Annotated in this window: 15 protein-coding genes; 4 read left to right on the forward strand and 11 right to left on the reverse strand. The window is 70.3% G+C overall.

Translation table 11 applies throughout. The annotated features are described in order from the left end of the window. Window positions 1–233 precede the first annotated feature (233 nt). Window positions 234–1,886, forward strand: coding sequence for a methyl-accepting chemotaxis protein (locus tag DA1_RS06500; RefSeq protein ID WP_034397650.1), 1,653 nt, complete (start codon window positions 234–236; stop codon window positions 1,884–1,886). Here the strand turns inward: DA1_RS06500 and DA1_RS06505 are convergent, their stop codons facing one another. The 9 genes from DA1_RS06505 to DA1_RS06545 all read right to left on the reverse strand — a co-directional run bounded on the left by DA1_RS06505 (window position 1,887) and on the right by DA1_RS06545 (window position 14,886). Beyond that, window positions 1,887–2,885, reverse strand: coding sequence for a porin (locus DA1_RS06505; protein WP_012202110.1), 999 nt, complete (start codon window positions 2,883–2,885; stop codon window positions 1,887–1,889). A gap of 319 nt (window positions 2,886–3,204) precedes the next feature. Next, a complete protein-coding gene (locus DA1_RS06510) occupies window positions 3,205–4,620 on the reverse strand; it encodes a hypothetical protein (RefSeq protein WP_034397649.1) in 1,416 nt (471 codons plus the stop codon). A gap of 22 nt (window positions 4,621–4,642) precedes the next feature. Then, window positions 4,643–5,707, reverse strand: coding sequence for a homocysteine S-methyltransferase family protein (locus DA1_RS06515; protein WP_034397648.1), 1,065 nt, complete (start codon window positions 5,705–5,707; stop codon window positions 4,643–4,645). A gap of 141 nt (window positions 5,708–5,848) precedes the next feature. Further along, the gene (locus DA1_RS06520; protein WP_012202107.1) at window positions 5,849–6,532 is read right to left on the reverse strand and encodes a helix-turn-helix domain-containing protein; all 684 of its coding nucleotides are present in this window, start codon (window positions 6,530–6,532) and stop codon (window positions 5,849–5,851) included. 53 nt (window positions 6,533–6,585) lie between these two features. Then, window positions 6,586–7,671 carry a YkvI family membrane protein gene (locus tag DA1_RS06525; protein ID WP_034397643.1) on the reverse strand — a complete coding sequence of 362 codons (1,086 nt, stop codon included), beginning with the start codon at window positions 7,669–7,671 and terminating at the stop codon, window positions 6,586–6,588. A gap of 61 nt (window positions 7,672–7,732) precedes the next feature. Further along, window positions 7,733–8,887 carry an NAD(P)/FAD-dependent oxidoreductase gene (locus DA1_RS06530; RefSeq protein WP_174549371.1) on the reverse strand — a complete coding sequence of 385 codons (1,155 nt, stop codon included), beginning with the start codon at window positions 8,885–8,887 and terminating at the stop codon, window positions 7,733–7,735. A gap of 150 nt (window positions 8,888–9,037) precedes the next feature. After that, complete coding sequence (locus tag DA1_RS06535; protein WP_034399046.1) at window positions 9,038–10,471, reverse strand: efflux transporter outer membrane subunit; 1,434 nt, start codon at window positions 10,469–10,471, stop codon at window positions 9,038–9,040. Then, the gene (locus DA1_RS06540; protein ID WP_034397640.1) at window positions 10,464–13,658 is read right to left on the reverse strand and encodes an efflux RND transporter permease subunit; all 3,195 of its coding nucleotides are present in this window, start codon (window positions 13,656–13,658) and stop codon (window positions 10,464–10,466) included. Before DA1_RS06540 ends, DA1_RS06535 begins: the two co-directional genes overlap by 8 nt. A 13-nt stretch (window positions 13,659–13,671) precedes the next feature. Beyond that, a complete protein-coding gene (locus DA1_RS06545; RefSeq protein ID WP_034397638.1) occupies window positions 13,672–14,886 on the reverse strand; it encodes an efflux RND transporter periplasmic adaptor subunit in 1,215 nt (404 codons plus the stop codon). A 419-nt stretch (window positions 14,887–15,305) separates the two neighbouring features. Between DA1_RS06545 and DA1_RS06550 the strand changes: the two genes are divergently transcribed. From DA1_RS06550 to DA1_RS06560, 3 genes are all read left to right on the forward strand, one after another. Beyond that, window positions 15,306–18,449, forward strand: a complete 3,144-nt coding sequence (locus DA1_RS06550; RefSeq protein WP_034397637.1) for a hypothetical protein — start codon at window positions 15,306–15,308, stop codon at window positions 18,447–18,449. A 31-nt stretch (window positions 18,450–18,480) separates the two neighbouring features. Next, complete coding sequence (locus DA1_RS06555) at window positions 18,481–20,208, forward strand: SWIM zinc finger family protein (protein ID WP_034397635.1); 1,728 nt, start codon at window positions 18,481–18,483, stop codon at window positions 20,206–20,208. Window positions 20,209–20,515: 307 nt separating this feature from the next. Next, entirely contained in the window at window positions 20,516–22,492 is a 1,977-nt protein-coding gene (locus DA1_RS06560) for a reverse transcriptase family protein (RefSeq protein WP_034397634.1), read from the forward strand. Between the two features lie 20 nt (window positions 22,493–22,512). Here the strand turns inward: DA1_RS06560 and DA1_RS06565 are convergent, their stop codons facing one another. Both DA1_RS06565 and DA1_RS06570 read right to left on the reverse strand, forming a co-directional pair. Further along, the gene (locus DA1_RS06565) at window positions 22,513–23,346 is read right to left on the reverse strand and encodes a helix-turn-helix domain-containing protein (RefSeq protein ID WP_034397632.1); all 834 of its coding nucleotides are present in this window, start codon (window positions 23,344–23,346) and stop codon (window positions 22,513–22,515) included. A 31-nt stretch (window positions 23,347–23,377) separates the two neighbouring features. After that, a complete protein-coding gene (locus DA1_RS06570) occupies window positions 23,378–23,761 on the reverse strand; it encodes a hypothetical protein (protein WP_034397631.1) in 384 nt (127 codons plus the stop codon). Window positions 23,762–23,798 lie beyond the last annotated feature (37 nt).

Consider the following 23,798-nt stretch of genomic DNA (forward strand, 5'->3'; position numbering starts at 1 on the left):
GAAGCGCCCGCCGTAGCGCAGGCGCACGGACAGGGCCTGCGCCATGAGGCCCCGCATCAAGGGCCGCATCTGCCGGACCTCGGGCTGGTTCCCACCCTGAGCGGGCCCTGCGGCCCTCGTTTTCTCTTTCGCTGATACCCGTTCCACCTTGCTCTGCACGGCAGGCAAGGTGCGCCCTGCTGCACGCCTTTTTCCCCCTTGCCGTTCAAGGGACACGCCTACAGGACTTCGCCATGCAAGCCTTTCGCAATCTCAAGATCTCCTCCAAGCTGCTGCTGGCCTTCGTGGCCGTCCTGGCGCTGACCACCTTCGTGGGCCTCTATGCCGTGCTGCAGCTCAGCCGGATCAACCAGGCGTCCATCGATATCGCCACGCGCTGGATGCCTTCATCACGCATGTTGCTCGACATCCGCGCCACCACGGCCCGCTACCGCGTCAACGAGCTGCAGTACCTGATCTCCACCAGCGAGCAGGACATCGGTGCCTTCGACAGGATCATGGGCGAGCTGTGGAAGAAGACCCAGACCAACTACGACAACTACGCCAGCTTCATCAGCTCCGCGCCGGAGAAGGCCGCCTACGACGAACTGGGCCGGCTGCGCAACGAGTACGCCAAGGAGCACGCCATGGTCATGGCCCTGGCGCGCAATGGCCGCAAGGACGAAGCCCTGGTGCTGGCCCAGGGCGAATCGCTGGAGCTGAGCCGACGCCTGTATGACCAGATCGACCGCATGGTGCAGATCGACCACGAAGGCGGACAGCAGGCCAACGACCATGCCAATGCCCTCTACCGCAGCGCACGCATCTGGGTGGTCGGCCTGCTGGGAGCCAGCATTTTGCTGGGGCTGGCCCTGGCGCTCACGCTGGCGCGCATCGTGGCGCGTCCGCTGAACGAGGCCCTGGGCGTGGCCCAGGCCGTGGCCGAAGGCGACCTGACGCGCCGCATCCAGGCCACCACCACCGACGAAACAGGCCAGCTGCTGCACGCACTGCACCGCATGGACCAGAGCCTCATCCACATCGTCCGGCAGGTGCGCAGTGGCACGGACTCGATCGCCACGGCCTCCAGCCAGATCGCCTCGGGCAACAACGATCTTTCGGTGCGCACCGAGCACCAGGCCAGCTCGCTGGAAGAAACCGCTGCCTCCATGGAGCAGCTCACCGTCACGGTGCGTCAGAACACCGACAACGCGCGCCAGGCCAACCAGCTGGCGGCCTCGGCCTCGGCCGTCGCCCAGCAAGGCGGCGAGGTGGTCTCCCAGGTGGTGGACACCATGGGCGCCATCCATGCCTCCTCGCGCAAGATCGCCGACATCATCGGCGTGATCGACGCCATCGCCTTTCAGACCAACATCCTCGCGCTCAACGCGGCCGTGGAAGCCGCGCGTGCCGGCGAGCAGGGCCGGGGCTTTGCCGTCGTTGCAGCCGAAGTGCGCGCCCTGGCGCGGCGCTGCGCCGATGCGGCCAAGGAGATCAAGCTACTCATCGAGGACTCCAACGGCAAGGTCAGCACCGGATCGGCCCTGGTGGCGCAGGCCGGCCAGACCATGCAGAACATCGTCACCAGCGTGCGCAACGTGACCGACATCATGGGAGAGATCACGGCCGCCAGCGTCGAGCAGACGGCGGGCCTGGAGCAGATCAACCAGGCCATCTCGCAGATGGACCAGGTCACCCAGCAAAACGCCGCCCTGGTCGAGGAAGCCGCCGCCGCCGCCCAGTCCCTGCAGGAGCAGGCCTATGGCCTGCAGCAGGCCGTGAGCGTCTTCAAGCTGGAGCAAGGCCTGGAACTCACCGCCCTGCCCGCCACCCCTCAGCCCATGCCGGCTCCAGGCCTGGCCAGGATCACCAGCGCTGCCCAGTCAGGCCGCTGGGAAGCGCATTGATCAGAAGGAATGGGCCATGCCCACGCCGAAGGCGGTGCGCGAGCTCTGGTTCTCGTAGCGCTGGTGTCCCAGGCTGGTGTAGAGCATGGTGCGCTTGGACAGCGCGTACTCGGCGCCCAGCGACAGCATGTTGTTGGTATCGCGGTCCAGGCGCTGGCGTGCATAGCTGGCCTTGAGCGTGGTCGCCCCGATGCCGTAGGTGGCGCCCAGCGAGACCATGCGCGACTTGTCGGGCCCCGTGCCGGGCGTGCCCGACTTGCTGCGGTCATAGGCCAGCATCACCGCTGCCGTGCCGATGCGGTACTTGCCACCCATGTACAGGTCGGTGTCGCCGCTGCCGTTGCGCTCGTGCGCCAGCATGGCCGCCACCGCGCCCTGGTCGTAGTTGACCGACACCGAGCGCGCACGGCCCTGGCGGCCCGGCGCCTCGGTACGCTCGGGCGAGGCGCTCAGGTGCAGCGAAAAGCCGCCGAACTTGGGCGAGTCGTAGAACACGCCGTTGGACATGCGGCCGTACTCGGGCGAGCCGTTGTTGCTGGCGCGGTCGGTCGGCGTCAGGTAGTGGGCCATGTGCCAGGCCGGCGAGGCGATGCGGTTGAAGTTGCCCCAGGGATCGAACTGCCACTCCTGGCTCCACATGGCGCTGAGCGCGCGGCCCAGGCGCAGATGGCCCCAGCTGCCCTGCAGGCCCACGGTGGACTCGTCATGCCAGAAGGGCTTCTTCGGATAGTCCTCGGTCAGGCCCGTGTCCAGGTCGAAGCGCGTGCTCAGCCGGAAGGTGGCCTTCAGGCCACCGCCCAGGTCCTCGAAACCGGCAATCGCCAGGTTGCTGCGCTGAATCGTGCCCAGCTTGCTGGTCTTGTCGAAATCCCGGAACACGCCAGCGTCGAGATAACCGCTGATGGTGACGTTGGAGCCTGTGGCAGATGACTGGGCAGCCACCGGCAGGGCAGCCGCAACGGCGAGAGAAGCAAGGGTCAAGCGGGAGGTACAACGCATCCTGAACGGGTTCCTGGAAATGAAAGATGGCACAACACCGGCGCGGCCCGGGGGCATGCGCAAACGGCGACGGGGGTTGCCACGACAGAGGTGGCTGGAAGGTGCGCGGCGGGCTGGTGGCTTGCAGCGACTTGGAGGCAGCCAGGATGCAGATCGCAGCATGATCGCTGCACATTCATTGCACATCCCGGCCAAAGACGTCATCCGCGCAGATGGCGAACGACAGCCGGCATTATGAAAGCTGGGGCCGGCGATGACCACGCCACCGTCAGGCCCGGTCAGTTTCGTAGCGTGGCGGCCCCGGGCCGGGGCCAGGTCGTCAGCGGCTGCGCTCGGTGCGCGACACGTCCCAGAGACGGTTCATCTCGCTGCAAAAAGGCTGGGCGCAGGGCGCGCGGCCCTCGTACTGGCAGCCTTCGGTGGTGCAGAAATGCGACTGGTGCTCGAAGGCGCGGCGCTCGCGCGGCAAGGCGCCCGAGGCCTGGGCCGCCGCCATGTGCAGCCAGGGATCGTTGCGCTGCTGCAGCATCTGCTGCACCTCCTGCGCAAGCGCAGGCGAAAGCGAAGCCACCGAGGCCAGGCCGGCCGGCGACGCCATGGCGCCGCCCGGCTGGCGCAGCGGCTGCAGCTCCAGCAGCAGCAGGGCGCTGGTGCGCAGCGCATCGGCGCCACGCGGCTGCACCACCACGGCCACCGGCCCCGAGGCCAGGGACTGCAGCGAGGCATCCAGCGGCAGGCGCAGGCCCGGCTCCGCGGCCTGCGCGCCCGCCAAGGGCAGCGCAGCGCCCGCAGGCAGTGCCGCCGCCGCCGTGAAAGGGGCCGCACCCGGCGCGGAAGCCGATGCGGCCGCCAGCGCCATGGCCGCGCCCTGCGCCTGGGCCCAGGCCTGGGGCACCTGCAGACTCAGCGTGAAGCCGCGCTCGCCCTGGGGCGTCAGCAGCGTGCCCTGCTGCACCCACCAGCTTTGCAGCGCGGGCAGGGTCTGGGTGGCGCCGCCTGCAACACCTCCAGGCGCGCTGGCACCGGCCTGCGGCGCCAGCCCCGATCCGGCCAGCAGCGCATCCACCACCTTGGCCTTGGCGGCTGCCACGGCCAGCGTCACTGCGGCAGCAGAGGGCTGCAGGGAGGCTGCGGCCTGCAATGCAGGCGAGGAAGACGCCGCCTGCGGCGCGGCGGCGGCCTGAGCAGAGGCCGATGTCCCCGTCTGCGGACTCTGGGATGACTGAGCTTGCCCTCCGGCCGCCGCTGCACCTGCCGCTGTACCAGCTGTCGTGCCGGCGGCCAGCGCTTGCAGCAAGGCCGCCGAACCCGGCTGGGCTGCCAGCAGTTGCAGGGCCTGGCCCTGCTGGGTACCTACTTGGGCCAGCAAGGCCTCCAGCAGCCGGCCCAGCGCCTCGGACACGCCGCTGGCCGGCCACTGCGGCGCGGGCGCGCCGGGGCTGGACTGGACCTGGCGCGCCAGCTGGGCCACCAATTGCTCGAAGGCCTGCAGGCGCAGGCTTTGCAGCATCTCGGGCGACCAGCGCACGGCCGTGGCCGCTGGCGGCGTGACGGGAACGGAGGGTGAGGCGGACGATGCGGGTGAAGCGGGCGAAGCGGGTGAGGCCGGCGCCACCGCAGCGGACGGAGCCTGTGGCGCCACCGGCGCGCCAGCGGCCGGGCCGGAGACAGGCGCCGCCACTGGCAGCGGCAGCCCTGCGGCAGGGGACGGGACGGGCGGCAGCGGCGAACTCATGTCAGAGGCTCCGCCCGGGCCATCAGGCCGATTCCGGGTAGAACAGGCGGCGCGTGGGCGTGCTGCCCACGGCCTTGGCGATGGCGCCGATGTGGTCCGGCGTGGTGCCGCAGCAGCCGCCCACGATGTTGACCAGGCCTTCAGACGCGAATTCGTGCACCAGGCGGCTGGTGACCTCGGGCGTCTCGTCAAAGCCCGTGTCGCTCATGGGATTGGGCAGGCCGGCGTTGGGGTAGCAGCTGATGAAGGTCTCGGGCGCGGCCTTGTTCAGTTCCTGGACGTAGGGGCGCATCAGCGCCGCGCCCAGCGCGCAGTTCAGGCCGATGGACAGCGGGTTGGCATGGCGCACGCTGTGCCAGAAGGCCGTCACCGTCTGCCCGGACAAGATGCGGCCCGAGGCATCGGTCACCGTGCCGCTGATCATGATGGGCAGGCATTCGCCGCTTTGCTCGAAGGCCTCGTCCACCGCGAACAGCGCGGCCTTGGCGTTGAGCGTGTCGAAGATGGTCTCGACCAGGATGACGTCGGAGCCGCCCTCGATCAGCGCCAGCGTCTGCTCCAGGTAGGCCTGGCGCAGCTGCTCGAAATTCACGTTGCGCGCGCCCGGATCGTTCACGTCGGGACTGATGCTGGCCGTCTTGGGCGTGGGGCCCAGGGCGCCGGCCACGTAGCGCGGATGGCCGGGCGTGCTGTACTTGTCGCAGGCCGCGCGGGCCAGCTGGGCGCTCTTGAGATTCATCTCGCGCGCCAGATCGGCCATGTGGTAGTCGTCCTGCGCAATCGTGGTCGCGCCGAAGGTGTTGGTCTCGATCAGGTCGGCGCCGGCGGCCAGGTACTTCTCATGGATGTCGCGGATCACGTCGGGGCGGGTGAGCGACAGCAGCTCGTTGTTGCCCTTGACGTCATGCGGGAAGTCCTTGAAGCGGTCGCCCACGCTGCCGGGGCCCGTGTAGCCCTGGCCCCGGTACTGGGCCTCTCCCAGCTTGAAGCGCTGGATCATGGTGCCCATGGCGCCGTCAAGAATGACGAGGCGCTTGGCAAGGATGGCGGGAAGCTCTTTGGCGCGGGTGTACTGGGGCAGGCTCATGGGCAGCGATTGTAGGAACTCCGGGGCGGCCGTGCCGGGCACGAGGATTCCCCCAGAAAAACGGCCTGCGCCCCCAGCACCAAGCGCGATGCATGGAAACTGGCGCGGCCAAAGCCAGGGGCTCAGGGGGTGCCGTTGATTTCAGGTGCAGACAGAGACGACTTGAGCCGGCTGGCGGCTCAGGCTCACATACACATGGCCCACGCCGCTGTCGAAATATGCGGCCTCGTGGCGGCCCAGCTCCACCGATTCGCCGTTCTCGAACAGGATGCGCACCCGGCCCGAGAGCACCATCACGAACTCCTGGCCCGCATGGCGGATGGTCTCCGAGAATTCGCCGGCCTCGCGCGCATTGATCACGGCCACCAGGGGCTGCATCTTCTTGCCCGGGAAGGCGCCGCACAGCACGCTGTAGAGGTACTGGTCGGTCTCGTAGCGCTGCACGTCCTCGAAGCAGTCCTTGACCACGGTGGGCGTGTCGCCGGCCGCCTGCTGGGCGTCCCCGACCATGAACAGCCGTGTCATGTCGATGTCCAGCGCGTTGCCCAGCATGAGCACCTTCTCGTAACTCAGCGCGATCTGGCCGCGCTCGGCCTTGGAGATGGTGGACACGGCCAGCCCGCTGCTTTCGGCCACCTGCTGCAGCGTCAGGCCACGCTCCTTGCGCGCCTTGCGCAGCTTGGCGCCCACTTCGTGCTTGCCCGCAGGCATGGCGGCGGCCGTGCGGGCGCCCGGCAGCACGGCGGCGAGGACCTGGTCTGGCGTGGGGAGAGTGCTGGACCTGGGGCTGGACCTGGGGCTGGATCTGGTGCGGGGGCTGGGCATGAAGCGGGCGATCGGGGCTGGCGACCGCCCGATTCTAGGGTCAGGCCCGGCCGTCAGGCGCCGCGCAGGCCGGCCCCGGGCGCCTGCCTGCGGCCCATGCGCAGCCAGCCCACCAGCGCGCAGGCCATGAGGGCGAAGCCGATGTAGCCATAGACCGGGTAGACCATGCCCACCAGCGTGATGAAGCCCGCGAAGCTGCCGCCCAGGGCCAGCACGCCCGCCACGCCCGTGCCCCAGCGAAAACGCGGCGTGCCGGCCGGCAGGATGCGGGCCACGAAGGCATAGAGCATGCCCACGGCCGTGTTGAGGATCATGCCGAAGATGACCAGCGACATCAGGTGCCCCAGCCAGGGCGAGATCTGCGTGGCCAGCGACAGCATGGGCATGGACAGGCCGCCCAGCGTGTCCATGCGCCAGTACATCGCGGCCGCGATCATCAGCATCAGCAGGCCCAGCAGCAGCCCGCCCGCCACGCCGCCCCACAGCGCCACGCGGCGCGAGCTGGCCTGCCCGCCCATGATCACCAGGAAGGGCATGCCTGCCACCACGTTGTAGGACACATAGAGCAGCGCGGCCACCAGCCAGTGGCCGGCGCCCCGGGGCTGGGTGGCGGCGGCGGCCTCCAGTGCAGCCATGTCGCCGTGGGGCGTCACCAGCACGTAGCCGGCGACCACCACGGTCATGAACACCAGCAGCGGCGTGACGGCGCCGATGAAGGCGATCACCCGGCCCACGTCCAGGCAGACGATGAGCACCGTGGCGACGGTGGCCAGCACGCTGCCCCAGACCTCGGGCAGGCCCAGCCACTGGTGCAGCAGCGAGCCCGCGCCCGCCAGCATGACCACCGTGATGGCAAACAGGAAGAAGGTGATCAGCACATCGAACACCATGCCCACATGCCGGCCCAGCAGGGCCTGCACCACTTCCTTGTGCGAGCCGGCCTGCAGGCGCTGGCCCATGGTGGAGAACGCCATGGACAGGAAGACGAAGGCCAGGGCCGCCACCAGGCAGCCCGCCAGGCCGATGGCGCCAAAGCCCGCGAAGAACTGCAATATCTCCTGCCCCGAGGCGAAGCCCGCCCCGACGATGACGCCGACGAAGGCGCCGGCAATCCTGCTCACTTCCTTGAATGCACCCATGCCTGTCTCCTTGGATTGTTGTGTGTTGCGGGGGCTGAAAAGGTGAAAAAGGGATGACGGGTCAGGCCGCGAAGCGCGCCGGACTCAGCCGCAGGGCATCGACGCCCTGCGCCAGCAGTTCGGCGGGCAGCGGCTCGCGCATCAGCAGCGCGGCCGCGGCGGCCGAGGCGCCGGCTGCCGTCTGTATGCCGTAGCCGCCCTGCCCGGCCAGCCAGAAAAATCCCTCGCGCTGCGCATCCCAGCCGATCACGAAGTCGTCGTCGGGAGCAAAGCTGCGCAGCCCGGCCCAGACATGGCGCGGCCGGCGTATGCGCAGGCGGGTCAGTGTCTCGATGCGGTCTATGCCCATGGCCACGTCCAGTTCCTCGGCCACCACGTCGTGCGGCGGCACGGGATCGGCATTGGCGGGCGAGCCCAGCAGCTGGCCCGCATCGGGCTTGAAGTAGAAGCTCTCGTCCACGCCGATCACGGCAGGCCAGCCGTGGATGTCCTCGCCCTCGGGTGCGGCAAACGTGAAGGCCGAGCGGCGCCGGGGCTCGATGCCCAGCGGCCGCGCGCCGCACAGCCGGGCCACGGCATCGGCCCAGGCGCCTGCGGCATTGACCACGGCGCGGGCGCGGACCTGCGACCCGTCCTGCAGCACCAGGGTCCACAGGCCCTGGCCATCACCATCCACCTCACGCTCGGCGCCGGACAGTTCGGCGCCGCAGCGCAGCCGCGCACCGGCACGCGCCATGCCGCGCAGAAAGCCCTGGTGCAGTTCGGCCACGTCGATGTCCATGGCGTCCAGGTCATGCACGGCGCCCACGAGCAGGCTCTCCTCCAGGCAGGGCACCAGGGCGCAGGCCTGGCGCGCGTCGATGCGCTCGGCGCGCAGGCCGTCGCGGCGGTACATGGCCAGGGCCTCGTCCAGCTGAGGTTCCTGGCCGGCCGTTCCTATGTAGAGCACGCTGCGCGGCTGCAGCAGCGCGTGCTCGCAAAAACCTTCAGGCGGCGCGCTGTAGAAGCCACGGCTGGCGCGTGTCAGCGCGCGTATCTGCGCGGTGCCGTAGCTCTCCATGAACATGGCGGCCGAGCGGCCCGTGGCGTGGTATCCGGGCTGCGGCTCGCGTTCCAGCACCAGCACCGAGGCGCCCGCACCGGCCAGCCGCCAGGCCACGGAGGCGCCGGCCATGCCGGCACCGATCACGGCGAAATCCAGAACCTGGCTTTCCATCATCCATCGCTCCATTTTTTCCAATGAGAAAATTATCCGATAAGAAAAAAATGAGGCAAGCCCCTGGTCCTCGTGGTTTTCACCGGGTGCGCCGGACAAGAAAAAAGGGACGGCGCCTGGCCGTCCCTTGTGGCAATGCGCGCCGCACGCTCAGGCCGGCGGCAGCTTTCCGTCCCAGCCACCGGCCAGGGCCTGGTACAGCGCCACGGCGGCGCGCAGGCCGCGCGCACGGCTGTCGGCGGCCGCGTCCTGGGCCGCATACAGGTCGCGCTGCGCATCCAGCACTTCGTACAGGCCCACGCTGCCCAGCTGGTAGCGGCGCTGCGCCAGTTGCTCGGCACGCTGGCGCTGCTCGGCAGCCTGCGCCAGGTGGGCGTCTTCGCTGCGCGTGCGCTGCAGGCGCACCAGGGCGTTCTCCGTGTCCTCCAGCGCCAGCAGCACGGTCTGCTGGTACTGGGCCAGCGCAGCCTGGGCGCCGGCCTCGCTGGCCGCGATGCGCGCCCGCACGCGGCCCACGTCGAGAAAGGACCAGTCCACGCCCAGGAACACGCTGCTGCGGGCGCTGGCGCCCTCGAACAGCGCGCCGCCGTGCAACGCCGTGCTGCCCAGCAGCCCGCCCAGCGACAGGCGCGGGAACAGGTCGGCCGTGGCCACGCCGATGCGTGCCGTGGCCGCATGCAGCCGTGCCTCGGCCACGGCCACGTCCGGGCGCCGGCGCAGCAGGCCGGCCGGCGTGCCGGGGTCGATGGCCGGCGGCAGCTGCGGCAGGGCGGCAGGCGCATCCAGCGCGGCGATCAGCGCCTCGGGCACCTGGCCCGTGAGCACGGCCAGCCGGTGCTGCGCCATGGCGATCTGCGCCTGCAGCGCGGGAATGCGCGAGCGCGTGGCCTCCAGCTGGGCCTGGGCGCGCGCCAGGTCGAACTCGGTGCCGCTGCCGTGCGCCAGGCGCAGCTGCACCAGGCGCAGCGTGTCCTGCTGGTTGGCCGCATTGGCCTGCGCCAAGGCCAGGCGCTGCTGCCAGCCGCGCAGGTCGGCGTAGCTGCCCGCCACCTGGGCCGCAATGGCCACCTGCAGGGCCGCCAGGTCGGCCGCATCGGCGCGCAGGTCGGCATGCCGCGCCTCGATGCTGCGCCGCACGCGGCCGAACACGTCGATCTCCCAGCTCGCGGCCAATCCGGCGGTGTAGCTGCGCTGGCTGCGCGGGCCATAGAAGGCCTCGCTCTCGCTGAGCTTTTGCTGCGTGGCCCGGCCCGACATCGTGATCGTGGGTAGCTGGTCGAAGCGGCTTTCGCGCAGCAGCGCCTGGGCACCGTCCAGCCGCGCCAGCGCCACCTGCAGGTCCTGGTTGTCGCCCAGCGCGCGCTCCACCAGCTGCGTCAGCTGCGGGTCCTGGAACTGGCGCCAGAAGGCGGCGTCAGGCTCGGCCTGGGGGGTGGCCGGTGCAGGCTCGGCCCGCGCGAACTGCGCTGCGGCCCGCGGCGCCGCAGGCGCCTTGAAGTCGGGGCCGACCGCGCAGCCGCCCACCAGGGCGGCGGATGCCAGCGCCAGCGCGTGGCGGCTCAGGGACTTGCGTATCTCAGGCATGTGGGGACTCCAGGGAGGCGGGCTGGGCAGGCCCGGTGGAATGCGCAGGCGCATGCCCCGTCAGCGCGCGGCCCGAAAGCCGGCGCAGCGTGACGTAGAACACCGGCGTGAGGAACAGGCCGAACAGGGTCACGCCCAGCATTCCCGAGAACACGGTCACGCCCGTGGCCGCGCGCACCTCGCTGCCCGCGCCGCCACCGATGAGCAGGGGCACGGCCCCCGCGATGAAGGCGATCGAGGTCATGACGATGGGCCGCAGCCGCAGGCGGCAGGCCTGCAGCGCGGCATCGACGATGCCCACGCCGCGCAGCTCCAGCTCGCGTGCGAATTCCACGATCAGGATGGCGTTCTTGCAGGCCAGCCCCATCAGCACCACCAGGCCCACCTGCACGAAGACGTTGTTGTCGCCGCCGGCCAGCCAGACGCCGAACAGCGCCGCGCAGATGCACACGGGCACGATGAGGATCACGGCCAGCGGCAGCGTCCAGCTCTCGTAGAGCGCGGCCAGCACCAGGAAGACCAGCATCACGGCAATGGCGAAGACCACTGCCGCGGCGTTGCTCTGCTCCACCTGCTGGTAGCTCAGGTCGGTCCAGGCCAGCTCGATGCCGCGCGGCAGCGTGCGCTGCGCGATCTCCTGGAGCTTGGCCAGCACCTCGCCCGAGGACAGCACGCGCGGGTCGGAGTCGCCGATCAGATCGGCCGCCGGAAAGCCGTTGTAGCGCAGCACCGGGTCGGGGCCGAAGCTGGGCACCACGGTGACCATGGAGCCTATGGGCACCATCTCGCCGCGCGCATTGCGCGTGCGCAGACTGGCGATGTCCTCCACGGTCTGGCGGTGGTCCGCGTCGGCCTGCAGCATCACGCGCCAGACGCGGCCGAAGGCGTTGAAGTCGTTGACGTAGACCGATCCCAGGTAGGCCTGCAGCGTCTGGAACAGGTCGGTCAGCGCCACGCCCTGGGCCTTGGCCTTGGTGCGGTCCACCTTGACTTCCAGCTGCGGGATGTTGGACTGGTAGCTGCTGACCGGGTAGGTCATGCCCGGCGTTTTGGCGATCTCGGCCTGGAAGGCCTGCAGCGCCTGCTGCAGCGCCGCGTAGCCCAGGCCCGCGCGGTCCTGCAGGAACAGCGAGTAGCCCGAGCCGTTGCCCAGGCCCTGGATGGGCGGGGGCATCAGCGCATAGGCGAAGCCGCCCTCGATCTGCGAGAACTTCGCGCCCAGCTCGGCATTGATGGCCTCGGCGCTGCGCGTGCGCTCGCCGAAGGGCTTGAGCATGATGTAGGCGCTGGTCAGGTTGGGCGTGGTCGTGGACTGCAGCGCGTTGAAGCCCGCGAAGGCGGCGACCATGTCCACGCCTTCCACGCTTTTGGCGGCATCGACCATCTGGCGCGTGACCGCATCCGTGCGGTTCAGCGAAGCCCCCTCGGGCAGCTTGGCGCCGCCGAACAGGTACAGCTTGTCCTGCAGCGGAATGAAGCCGCCCGGCACGGCCTGGAACAGCACGGCCGTGCCCGCCAGCAGCGCCGCATAGACCGCGAACACCAGGCCCCGGCGGCGCAGCGAATGCCCCACCGAGTTCTGGTAGCCGTGGGCGCTGCGGTCGAAGAAGCGGTTGAAGGGCCGGAAGAGCCAGCCCAGGCTGCGGTCCAGCCCGCGCGCCAGCGGATCGCGCGGCGCGCCGCGCGGCTGCAGCAGCTTGGCCGCCAGCGCGGGCGACAGCGTCAGCGAGTTGATGGCCGAGATCACCGTGGAGATGGCAATCGTCACGGCGAACTGCTTGTAGAACTGACCCGTCACGCCGCTGAGAAAGGCCATGGGCACGAAGACCGCGCACAGCACCAGGGCGATGGCGATGATGGGGCCCGAGACCTCCTTCATCGCCAGGTGGGCCGCCTCCAGGGGCGTGTGCCCTTCCTCGATGTAGCGCTCCACGTTCTCCACCACCACGATGGCGTCGTCCACCACGATGCCGATGGCCAGCACCAGGCCGAACAGGGTCAGCGTGTTGATGGAGTAGCCCAGCAGGTACAGCCCCGCGAAGGTGCCGACGATGGACACGGGCACGGCCAGCAGCGGAATGATGGAGGCGCGCCAGGTCTGCAGGAAGACGATGACCACCAGCACCACGAGGATGACGGCCTCGATCAGCGTGCTCTGCACCGCCTTGATGGAGTCGCGCACGAAGACCGTGGGGTCCCAGACCGTCTCGAAGGCCACGCCCTCGGGCAGGTCCTGGGACAGCTTGTCCATGGCCGCGTAGACCTGCTCGGCCACGCCCAGCGCATTGGCGCCGGGCGACAGGAAGATGCCGACGGCCGCCATGTTCTTCTTGTCGCTCCACGAGCGCAGCGTGTAGTCGCTGGCGCCCAGCTCGATGCGCGCCACGTCGGCCAGGCGCACGACCTGGCCGTCCGCACCGCCCTTGAGCACGATGCTGCCGAATTCCTCGGGCGTCTTCAGCCGCCCGCGCACGTTGATGGACAGCAGCTTGTCCGCGCTCTGCGGACTGGGCTGCGCGCCCAACTGCCCGGCCGAGACCTGGATGTTCTGCTCGCGGATGGCGGCAATCACCTCGGGCGCCGTGAGCTGGCGCGCGGCCACCTTGTCCGGGTCCAGCCACACGCGCATGGCGTAGTCGCCCGCGCCGTAGATGCCCACGTCGCCAATGCCCGGAATGCGTGCCAGCACGTCCTTGATCTTGAGCGTGACGTAGTTGCGCAGGTACAGCGCGTCATGCTGGCCGTCCTGGGACACCAGGCCCACGTACATCAGAGGCGTGGACGACTGCTTTTGCGTGGTCACGCCGAACTGGCGCACCTCCTCGGGCAGACGGCTCTGGGCCTGGCTGACGCGGTTTTGCACGCGCACGGCGGCCGTGTCGGGATCGACGTCGGGGCGGAAGGTGGAGACCACCTGCAGGCTGCCGTCGGACGCCGCGACCGACTTCATGTACATCAGGCCTTCGACGCCGTTGATGGCCTCCTCCAGCGGCACGGCCACCGACTCGGCGACCTCCTTGGGATTGGCGCCCGGATAGGTGGCGCGCACCACCACGCTGGGCGGCACGACCTCGGGATACTCGCCCACGGGCAGCTGCGGAATCGCGACCAGCCCCACGGCGAACAGGATGATGGAGAGCACGACCGCGAAGATCGGCCGGTCTATGAAGAATTTGGAGAAGTCCATGGTGCTTCCCGGTTCACTGCGCGGCCACGGCCGGCGCCTTGGCCACCGCCGCCTGCCCGTCGCCGGGAGCAGGCTTGGGGCTGATCGGCATGCCGGGGTAGTAGATGCGCTGCAGGCCGCCGACCACGAGGCGGTCGCCCGCCGCCAGCCCCTTGTCCACCACGCGCCGGCCATCGACCATGCGGCCCAGCTCCAGGTCGCGGCGCTCGGCCTTGTTGCCCTCGCCCACCACATAGACGTACTTGCGGTCCTGGTCGGTGAGCACGGCCTTGTCGTCGATCAGCAGCGTCTGCCGCTCGCCGCCCACGCCCTGCGCGTCTTGCAGTTGCACGCGCGCGAACAGGCCCGGCGTCAGCAAGCGGTCGGGATTGGGCAGGCGGGCGCGCATGCGCACCGTGCCCGTGCCCGCGTTGAGCTGGTTGTCGGTGAAGTCCAGGCTGCCCGCATGCGGAAAGCCTTCGTCGCCAGCCAGCCCCACACGCACGGGCCGCTGCACGCCGGGCCGCCCCTTGGTGTCCTTGGCGGCCTGCTGCTGCCGCAGGAAGCTGTGCTCGTCCGCATCGAAGTAGACATACACCGGGTCCTGCGAAACCACGGTGGTCAGCACGCTCTGGTCGGCCTGGGCCAGGTTGCCCACGGTGAGCAGGGCGCGGCCCGCGCGGCCGGAGACCGGCGCGCGTACCTCGGTGAAATCCAGGTTGAGCCGGGCTGCCGCCAGCGCGGCCTCGGCGGCGCGCACCTGGGCGGCGCTCTGGGCCAGGGCACCGGCGCGCGTATCGGCTTCCTCGCGCGAGACGGCATGCTCTGCCACCAGCTGGCGGGCGCGCTGGTCCTGGGTGCGGGCCAGCGCGGCGCCTGCGCGCGTGCGCTCCAGCTCGGCCTCGGCGCTGGCCAGGGCGGCGCGGTAGGGCCTCTGGTCGATCACGAACAGCAACTGGCCCTTCCTGACCTCCTGCCCCTCGCTGAAGGCAATGCGCTCGATATAGCCCGACACGCGCGGGCGCAGTTGGACCGACTCCACGGCATCGATGCGGCCGTTGAACTCGTCCCAGACACGCACGCTGGTCGGCACGACCTCGCTCACCAGCACCTCGGGCGCAGGCGGCGGGCCGTCGCTGGCATGGGCATCGCCCACGGCCTGCGGGCGGCAGCCGGCAAGCAGGGCCAGCGCCGCCAGGGCGCCTCCGAACAGGGCACGCCGCAACGGCGGCGGTGGAAGAACGGGCATGGATCGACTCTCCTTGAGGGGGATGGGCAAGGCCCTGCTGCCGGGGCTGCGGCGGGGCCGGAAAAAGGGGCGGGACCGCAGGCTCTGGAGGCCTTCCAGGCGGTTGCTCACAATGGGTTGCATTCTTCAAGTTCAAGTGAACTTGAAGTCATGATCCGCGCGCAAAGACACCACGAAAATTGAGGACGGTTTGCCGGGGATATCGCTGGCCGGATCGGACAAGCGCAGCGGCAATTGACCAGGAACGACCTGAGAAGACCTGGACAGGCGCGCACAGACGGACACACGCGCGTTGCCGCACCTGCAGGACGCCACCACTACACTGCAAGGCCATCTGACCCAGGGTGGCGGCCAGGTACCGCCAGAAACCGCCGACGAACGCCGACACCCTCCATGGAAAAGCACTGGATGCCTGCCGCATGAATCTGCTTGCTCACGCCACACTGTCCCGGCCACAGGGACGCAACGAACGCATCAGCACCGTGAGGGTGCTGGCCCTGGAGATGCCGGGCGGCGACACCACGGCCACCGCAGCGCGCCATGTCGTGACCTTGCAGGTCACGCAATTGAAGGCCGGCGTCGTCGCGCAGGTCGATGACAGCACGCTCACCCCCTTGCCCCAGGCGCTGGAGCCTGCACGCCAGCGCGCGCTGGCCTACCTGCGCCAGCGCCTGGGCGCGGGCGATGTGCTGCAGTCCCATGAGGGCTTTGCGGAGCTGGATGCTGAAGCAGGCCCGGCGCCCTCCCCCGGCCAGGCCCCGGGACAGGCCACGGTGCCGCCAGGCCTGTCGGAGTCGGCCTTGCAGGCCGGCGCCATTTCCGCCCTGTGCAAACGCCTGGACGGCAGCGCCTGGCGGCTGATGCCCTCGGGCCAGCAGGCCCGGCTGGTGTGGCGGCTGGCCGAGTATGCGGACCCCGCGCGCGGCGGCGCCGCCCAGCGCCTGCTGCATGCCCAGGTTCCACGCCTGGTGGCGCTGCTGGGCACGGGGGACGATCTGCTCGACTACTGCCTGGCCTACCTCATCGGGCGCCTGGGCGATGGCGGCGCGGCGGTGGCCCTGCAGGCGCTCTCGCAACGCGGCACCAGCGAGGCCACGCGCGATCTGGCGCACCAGGCCTGGCTGGCCCTGCTGGAGCCGCAGGAACGCCAGGCGGCGCTGCAGGAGTACCAGGCGCAGTGGGCCGGGATCCCCCCGCAGAAAAACGGCCCGAAAGAGGACGGACCGCAGGCCGAACAGGCCTTCTTCCAGGCACTTGGGCCACAGGCGCTGCTGGCGGCCGATGCGCTGGGCGCGCACGACGGCGCCATCCACCAGCAGCTGCTGGCCTGGATGGAGCGCATCCCCTTCACGCGCGCCTGGTGGCCGGCCCTGCGGCGCATCCACAAGCGTGCCGAGTGGCGGCGCGACCACGCCCTGCTGGCCGTGCTGCATGCGCGCTTCGATGGCCCGCGCGACGAGGGTGCCGTCTTCAGCCGCGACACCTCGCTGTACCTGCGCCTGCGCGGCTGGCGCCAGCTGCGGCGCATGGCCTCGGCCGACCACAGCGAAAGCGCCGCCCATGCCGCAGCCCTGCTCCAGGCCATGGACCGCTGCTGCGCGGGCCTGCCTGCCTCGCGCTCCGGCCGCCTGCCCGAATCGCGCTGGCTGCTCGCCGCCCGGCTGCTGCTGCCGCGCTGGCCGCAACTGCATGCCTCGGCCCGCGCCCACACCTGGTACACCGACGAGCCGCTGGACCTGCAGCAGCTGCCCGCGCAGCGCGTGGAAGGACTTTCGGCCATGTGGGACGCCCACCCCGGGCAACTGCTGCAACTGGTGGGCCGTTCGCAGTCCACGCTGCTGCTGTGGTCGCTCACGCGCGCCCTGCAGGACCAGAAGGCCTTTCTGGACGGCCTGGATGCAGCGGCCACCGCGCCGCTGCTGCACAAAACCTATGCACCGGCGGCTGCGCTGGGCCTTCAGATCGCGCAGCAGCGCATGGTCTCGCTGACCGACGATGCGGCGCGCCGGCCCTGGCTGCTGGCGCTTGCGCAATGCGGCGACGGGCCTGCCGCCAGCTACCTGGGCGCCTGGCTGTCGCGTGACCGCGCAGGCGCCGCGCGCGATGCCGAACTGGTGGCCGCCCTGCTGCTGTCACCGGCCGCCAGCTCGCGCACCCAGGGCCTGGCCCTGCTGTTTTATGCCGATGGTGCAGCCGTGGCCCTGGCCTTGCTGGCGGCGCTGCCCACGCTGGACGCCGAAAGCCCCGCGCTGGCCGATATCCGCGATGCGGTGCAGGCGCTGTTCGATGGCAACGGCCCGCTGGCTGCGCAGGCCGCCAGCGTCCCGGCCCCACCGCTGCACCACCTGCTGGCGCATTCGGTGACGGCGCTGGTGGAGATGGCCACCGCCTGGCTGCTGGCACACCCGCAGGGCCTGCGGACCCTGCCGCCGGCGGCGTTGCGCGGGCTGCTGGAATCCGAGGAACCTGCGCGCATGGCCTGCGGCATACGGCTCATGGGCAGCCTGGCCGATGACCTGCTGTGCGAGCAGGCCGCCATGCTGGCCGAATTCGCCGTATCGCCGCATGCCGCCTTGCGCGCAGCGGCAGCGCCCCTGGTCGAGCGCCTGGCCGGCACCCCCGTCTACAACACGCGCTGCAACGCCCAGATCGCCGAGCGCCTGCACGAAGTGCTGTTCCGCGCGGAAAAGGCCGAAGGCGTCCACGACGCGGCGCTGCGGCTGCTCACCGGCCCGCTGGCCGCCGTGGCCCCGGCCCGCGATGCCTCGGGCATCTGGCGCGCCCTGCAGGCTCAGGCCAAGGGCGCACAGCGCTACGGCGTCTGGGGCCTGAAGGCGCTGGACCTGCAGGTCTACACGCTGCGCCAGTGGTCCACGCTGGCCCGGCATGCCGATGCCGACGTGCGCGCCTTGAGCCGCCAGAGCATCGATGCGCAGCTCACCCCCATGGACCGGACCCTGCCCGAGCAGGCCGAACAGCTGCTGCCGCTGGCTGACGCCCTGTTTGCCGACACGCAGCAGTACGCACGCGAGATGTTCGGCCAGCGGCTGCCGGACGGCGCCCTGTCGCCGCAGCTGCTGCTCGGCTGGGTCGATCACGCCCAGCCCTGGGTGCAGGCCCTGGGCCGCCAGCGGCTCGCGCAGCACATGAGCGCGCCCGAGGCCAGCCTCTTCCTCACGCGCCTGGCCCAGCACCCCGCCACCAGCGTGCAGCTGTTCGTCACGCAATGGCTGCTCGCCCTGCCCGACGAGCCCGCGCCGCAGCGCGCGGCGCGCCTGCAGGAGCTGCAGCCCTACTTCCTGGCCGTGCTCAGCCAGGTGCACCGCGCGCGCGCCAGCAAGACACGCGTGCTGCATTTCCTGCGCAGCCAGGTGCAGGCGCCCGAGACCGCCGCCGTGGTGGCAGCCATCTTTGCGCGGCAGGTGGTCAGCGCCAGCCATGCCGACCAGCCCGACTATGTGGCCGGGCTGCGCGACATCGTGCAGCGCCATCCCCAGCTGGCGCAAAGCTTCATGCAGCCCCTGGCGGCGGAGCGGCGCGGCCAGGCCCCGTCTTCAACCTGAGCGCCGCAACAAGGCACGGAGTCGATCGGACATGGAATTTCGCTATCAGTACTACGGCAGCACGCAGGTCAACGACACGGCGGCCGAGCAGGCCTTCTCCTTCGCGCCCGACCTGCTGCGCCCACCCACACGCTTCGACGGCCTGCTCCGGCGCGACGGCCCGGCCTACCTGCAGGTGCGCGAAGGGCTGTCCGCGCTGCACAGCGTGGTGGTCAGCGACCTGCGCACGCGCGGCCGCGACAAGACGGCCTACCGCGAATGGCTGCAGGAGCACGAAGCGCAAATGCTCGCCACCTTCATGGCCGACACCGGCGGCGCCCAGGCGCGCGCCAAGGAAATCAGCGCCGAACTCAAGAACCTGCGCGAGACCCGCAACCAAGTGCTCTCCCCCTTCTACAAGGCCCAGCGCAAGTACTTCGACTGGCTGTTCGTGGCCAACCGCGATGCGTGGTATGTGCTCGACCCCGTGATCACCGTGCACCCGGACCGGCTGCTGTTCGAGGCCTTCAGCCAGGACGAATCGAGCTACTGCGCGGTCAGCATCCGGCACGAGGCCTTCGAGCATGCGGGCGAGCGCATCTGCGGCACCACCAACATCGATTACTCGGCCAGCCTCTACGAAGAATTCCAGAAGATCCGCAACTACCGGGACACGCGGCTGACGCTGGACCCGGCCGGCTTTGCCGTGCAGGTGGGCGGTGACCCCGCGCTGCGCGAGGAAAAGATCGACCTGCCCGACAGCTGGCTGCGCGGCTTCGTGCAGGTCTCCAGCGCCATGGCCCTGCCCGCCACCGTGCTGGAGCTGCACCCCATGGACCTGTTCAACATCTGCGCGCGGCTGCGTGCCCGGCGCGAGCGCCACGGCCCGCGCGCGCTGCGCTTCGAGCTGGCGCCGGGACAGCCGCCCGCCGTGGTGTTCGAGCCCTGGGAGGAGCTCCTGGCCACCCGGCGCTCGCACGTCGTCAGCGATGCCATGGGCACGGGCGGCGGCACCATCCGCCTGTGGGGGCGCCGCCGCCTGCTCACGCTGGAGCGGCTGATCTCCCAGGCCACGCGCGTGCGCGTGCACCTGCTGGGCAGCGGCATGCCCAGCTTCTGGGTGATCGAGCTGGGACTGGTCACGGTCACGCTGGGCCTGTCTGGCTGGAGCGCCAACGACTGGGCCGCCAGCGCACGCTTTCACCTGATGGCGCCGCAGGCCGAGGTCACGCCTGCCCAGGTCGAGGCCGTGGGCCGGCAGCTGCAGTCGTGCTGGCAGGCCGGCGCGCAGGATCTGGCCCAGGCCACGGGCCTGGCCCCGGCCCAGGTGCACACGGCCATGACACGCTGGATGCAGGCCGGGCGTGCGGTCTACGACCTGGACGCCGGGCGCTACGCCTGGCGCGAACTGCTGCGCGAGCCGCTGACGGCGCAGCAATTGCAGCCCGCCAACCCCGAGGAGGACAAGGCGCTGGCCCTGGTGCGCGGCAAGGCCATTGCCCCGCCGCGCATCGACCGCAAGGACGGGTTCAGCCGCATCACCGGCCAGATCCCGCGCGCCGACGGCAAGCGCCTGTTCGACACCCAGCTCGAACTCGATGCCGACGAGCGCCTGACCGATGCGCGCTGCAGCTGCAACCACTACCAGCAGTACCGGCTGCGCCAGGGGCCCTGCGAGCACATGATTGCGCTGCGCCTGGTGGCGCAGCCCCAGCTCGATGCCGCCCGCCAGCCGACCGGCCCGCAGATGAAGGCCGCAGGACAAGGAGAAATCGCGTGACCCGCCTCAATTGCTCTACACTGCCACGCGGAGCGACGCGCAGGCTCTTGCAATCCGGGTGGTGTTTCGCCACCCTTGTGAACTGCCGTTTCATGCACCACGGGCGCCGTTTTCACTGTGCCACCCCAGCGACGGTATGCGTTTTCCTGAGTGGCTTGCCACAAGCGAAACACGCATACCGTCGCGGGGTGGCGTCGAGCGAACAGCTCCCGTCCCGTGAGCCCTGCGGGCTCTTCGACGAGAAGCGCGTCGCTCCATTTCTTTGCCCGCCGCACAGCGGCCGGGCCCGCCTTGCCGGGGTGGCCGCATGAGCCAGCCGCAACCCACACGCGCCGAGATCTACGAGCGCATCAAGGCCTCCAGCAAACAGGAAGTCATCCTCGACGAGATGCAGCGCCTGGGCTTCTGGCCCAAGGGCGAGGGACAGCCGCAGCTGGCCGCCGCCCACATCCAGCGCGAGGGCGAGCTGCAGCGCGAGCTGGCCGAGCTGCGCCAGCAGATCGCCGTGCGCCAGAACCCCGAGCGCGCATTGCGCCAGATGCGCAAGGAGCGCATGCAAAAGGCGCTGGCCCAGCGCGAGGAAACCAAACGCCGCCAGGCCCAGGAGCGCCACGACAAGGCGCTGGCCTGGCATGCGAAGCGGGCCACGCACGTGGGCTATCTGGGCCCCGGCGTCTCCGCTGCCCTCCAGGGGCCGCAGGCCGGTGAGGCACCGCCTGCTGCCGGGGAACGCCGGCAGGCCGACCCGCAAAGGCTGGCCCGGCATGGCCTGCCGGAACTTGCCGATGCAGCGCAGCTGGCCGATGCCATGGGCATCACCGTGGCCGAGCTGCGTTTCCTGGGCTTTCACCGCGAGGTGGCCCGCACCCACCACTACCACTCGTTCACCCTGCCAAAGAAGACCGGCGGCGAGCGGCTGATCTCCGCGCCCATGCCGCGCCTCAAGCGCGCGCAGTACTGGGTGCTGGACAACATCCTCGCCAAGGTGCCCGCGCACGATGCCGCGCACGGCTTCCTGGCCGGCCGCTCCATCGTGAGCAATGCCGCGCCGCATGCGGGCCACGACGTGGTCATCAACCTGGATGTGAAGGACTTCTTTCCCAGCATTGCCTTCGGCCGCATCAAGGGCGTGTTCTGTCATCTGGGCTATGGCGAGGCCATGGCCACCCTCCTGGCCCTGCTGTGCAGCGAAAACCGCGCCCAGGCCTGGCAGGTGGATGGCGAGAAGCTCTTCGTCGGCGGCAAGGCGCGCGAGCGCGTGCTGCCCCAGGGCGCGCCCACCAGCCCCATGCTCACCAACCTGCTGTGCCGCCGCCTGGACCGCCGCCTGCTGGGCCTGGCCAGGCAGCTGGGCTTTGTGTACACGCGCTATGCGGACGACCTGACCTTCTCCGCCTCGGGCGAGGCCGCGCGCGACAACGTGGGCCGGCTGCTGGGCCGCGTGCGCTGGATACTGCGCGACGAAGGCTTCACGCCCCACCCCGACAAGGAGCGCGTGATGCGCAAGGGCCGCCGCCAGGAGGTCACGGGGCTGGTGGTGAACGCGGACAAGCCCGGCGTATCGCGCGAGACGCGCAGGCGCCTGCGCGCCGCCCTGCACCGCGCCACGCAGGCCAGCGCCGGCAAGCCGGCGCACTGGCAGGGGCAGGCAGCCCAGCCCTCGCAATTGCTGGGACTGGCGCAGTTCGTGTACCAGGTCGACCCCGTGCAGGGCGGTCCGCTGCTGGGCCAGGCCCGCCAGCTCACGCGCAGCCCCATCGACCGCGCCAACGATGCCCTGCTGCAGGCCAGCCGGCAGGACCGCGCGGCGGCGCGTGCGCAGCCGCCCGCAAGCGCACAGTTCCGGCGTCTGGCCGCCAGCGGGCAGGCGCCTGCGCTGGCCAGCGGCAAGACGTGGTGGCAGCCGGCCGAGCCGGCGGCACCCGTGATCGAGAAGACCGACCAGCAGCGGCGCGAACAGCGGCTGCAAGAGCGCGAGGCCGCACGCGCCCAGGCAGCTGCGGCCGCACGGCCGGCCGTGGACACGCCGCAGCAGCAGCCCGCACAGGCGCCGAGCCCCGACGCACAGGCACCCGGCCCATCGCCGATGCCCGGCCTGCTGACCTACTGGGCGCAGATCGTGATCTGCTTCTTGCTGGGCACGGTGTTCCAGGCGCGCCTGATCACGCTGATCGGCATCGTGCTGGTCCTGCTCCTGCGCTACCGGCGCATACGGCGCTGGGATGTCTTTGCCGGTGCGATGGTGGTGGCCGTGCTGCTAGGCCTGGGGTTGCGGCTGTCGTGATGTTCGCGGGGCCGCAGGCCTCAGAGGCCTGCGGCCCCGCCCGCCACGGGTGCACTGCGCAGCGCCAGGAAGCGGCGCGGCGAGGTGCCCACCGCCTTGCGGAACATGGTCACGAAGGCGGGTGCGCTCTCGTAGCCCAGGGCATCTGCCACGGTCTGTATGCGCAGCCCCTCGGACAGCTTTTGCAGTGCGGTGAGCACATGCAGCTGGCGGCGCCACTGGTTGACCGTAAGCCCGGTCTCGGCCAGGAACAGCCGCGTCATGCTGCGCTCGCTCATGCCGATGCGCTGGGCCCAGTCGGCCAGCCGTGCCTGCAGCTGCGGCTGCTCGCACAGGGCGTTGGTCATGCGGCGCAGGCGCCGGTCGTGCGGCAGGGGCAGGTGCAGTCCTTCGGGCTGCGCCGCCTGGATCTCGTCGAGCAGCACCTGCATGAGCCGGCCATCGCCGCTGTCGGGCTCGTAGTCCTGCGGCAGACCCTGCACGCGGTCCAGCAGCGCACTGAGAAAGGGCGAGACGGCCAGCGCATGGCAGGGTCCGGGCACGGGGCGCACGGCCCCTGCCTCGACAAAGACCACGTAGCCGCTGGCCGCACCGCTGCAGCTGACCCGGTGCAGCGTGCCGCCCGGAATCCAGGCGGCGCTGCGCGGCGGCACCACGCAGACGCCCGCATCGGTCTCCAGCGTGATCAGCCCCGCATGGGTGACCATGAGCTGGCTCTTGCGGTGGGCATGGAAGTTCATCCCCCAGTCGCCGGGGCCCGACCGCATGGGCAGGACGATCACGGGACGGTCCACATGGTCGGGGTCCCACCTCTCGGGCAGGACTTTGAGCAGGGCTGAATCCACGGCATTCATGGTGTTTCTCTCAGTTCATGTCAATCGGTCATCAATCGGACCCGAGCAGCTCCCGTGCACGCTGCTGCGCCTCCTCGGGGGAGGCCACCAGCAGCATGGGATAGCCCCAGGCCTTGCCGAACATCTGTGCGAAGGCCTCGGCCTCGGCGCGCTTTTGCGCATCGGGCTCGGCGTGGACCAGGGCGCGCACCAGGCTTTTGAGCTCGGGGCGGCGGGCCTTCATCCACAGCACGACCTGCTTGCGCTCCTCAGGTGAGCGCTCCTCCTGGGCCATGTCGCCGTCGCTGAAGAAGACAAAGGCCTGGCCGCGGGCCAGCAGGGCCGAGAAGTCCTCCAGCAAGCGGTCCACGGGCACGGCCTTGTCGCGCTCGTAGCCCATGCGGACCAGGGGAAAGCTGCTGCTGTCGATGTACATGGAAACCTCCGGCCGATGCCATTCAATACAAATGAGA

It is taken from the genome of Delftia acidovorans NBRC 14950 (assembly GCF_001598795.1).
GTDB classification, from domain to species: Bacteria; Pseudomonadota; Gammaproteobacteria; order Burkholderiales; family Burkholderiaceae_C; genus Comamonas; species Comamonas acidovorans.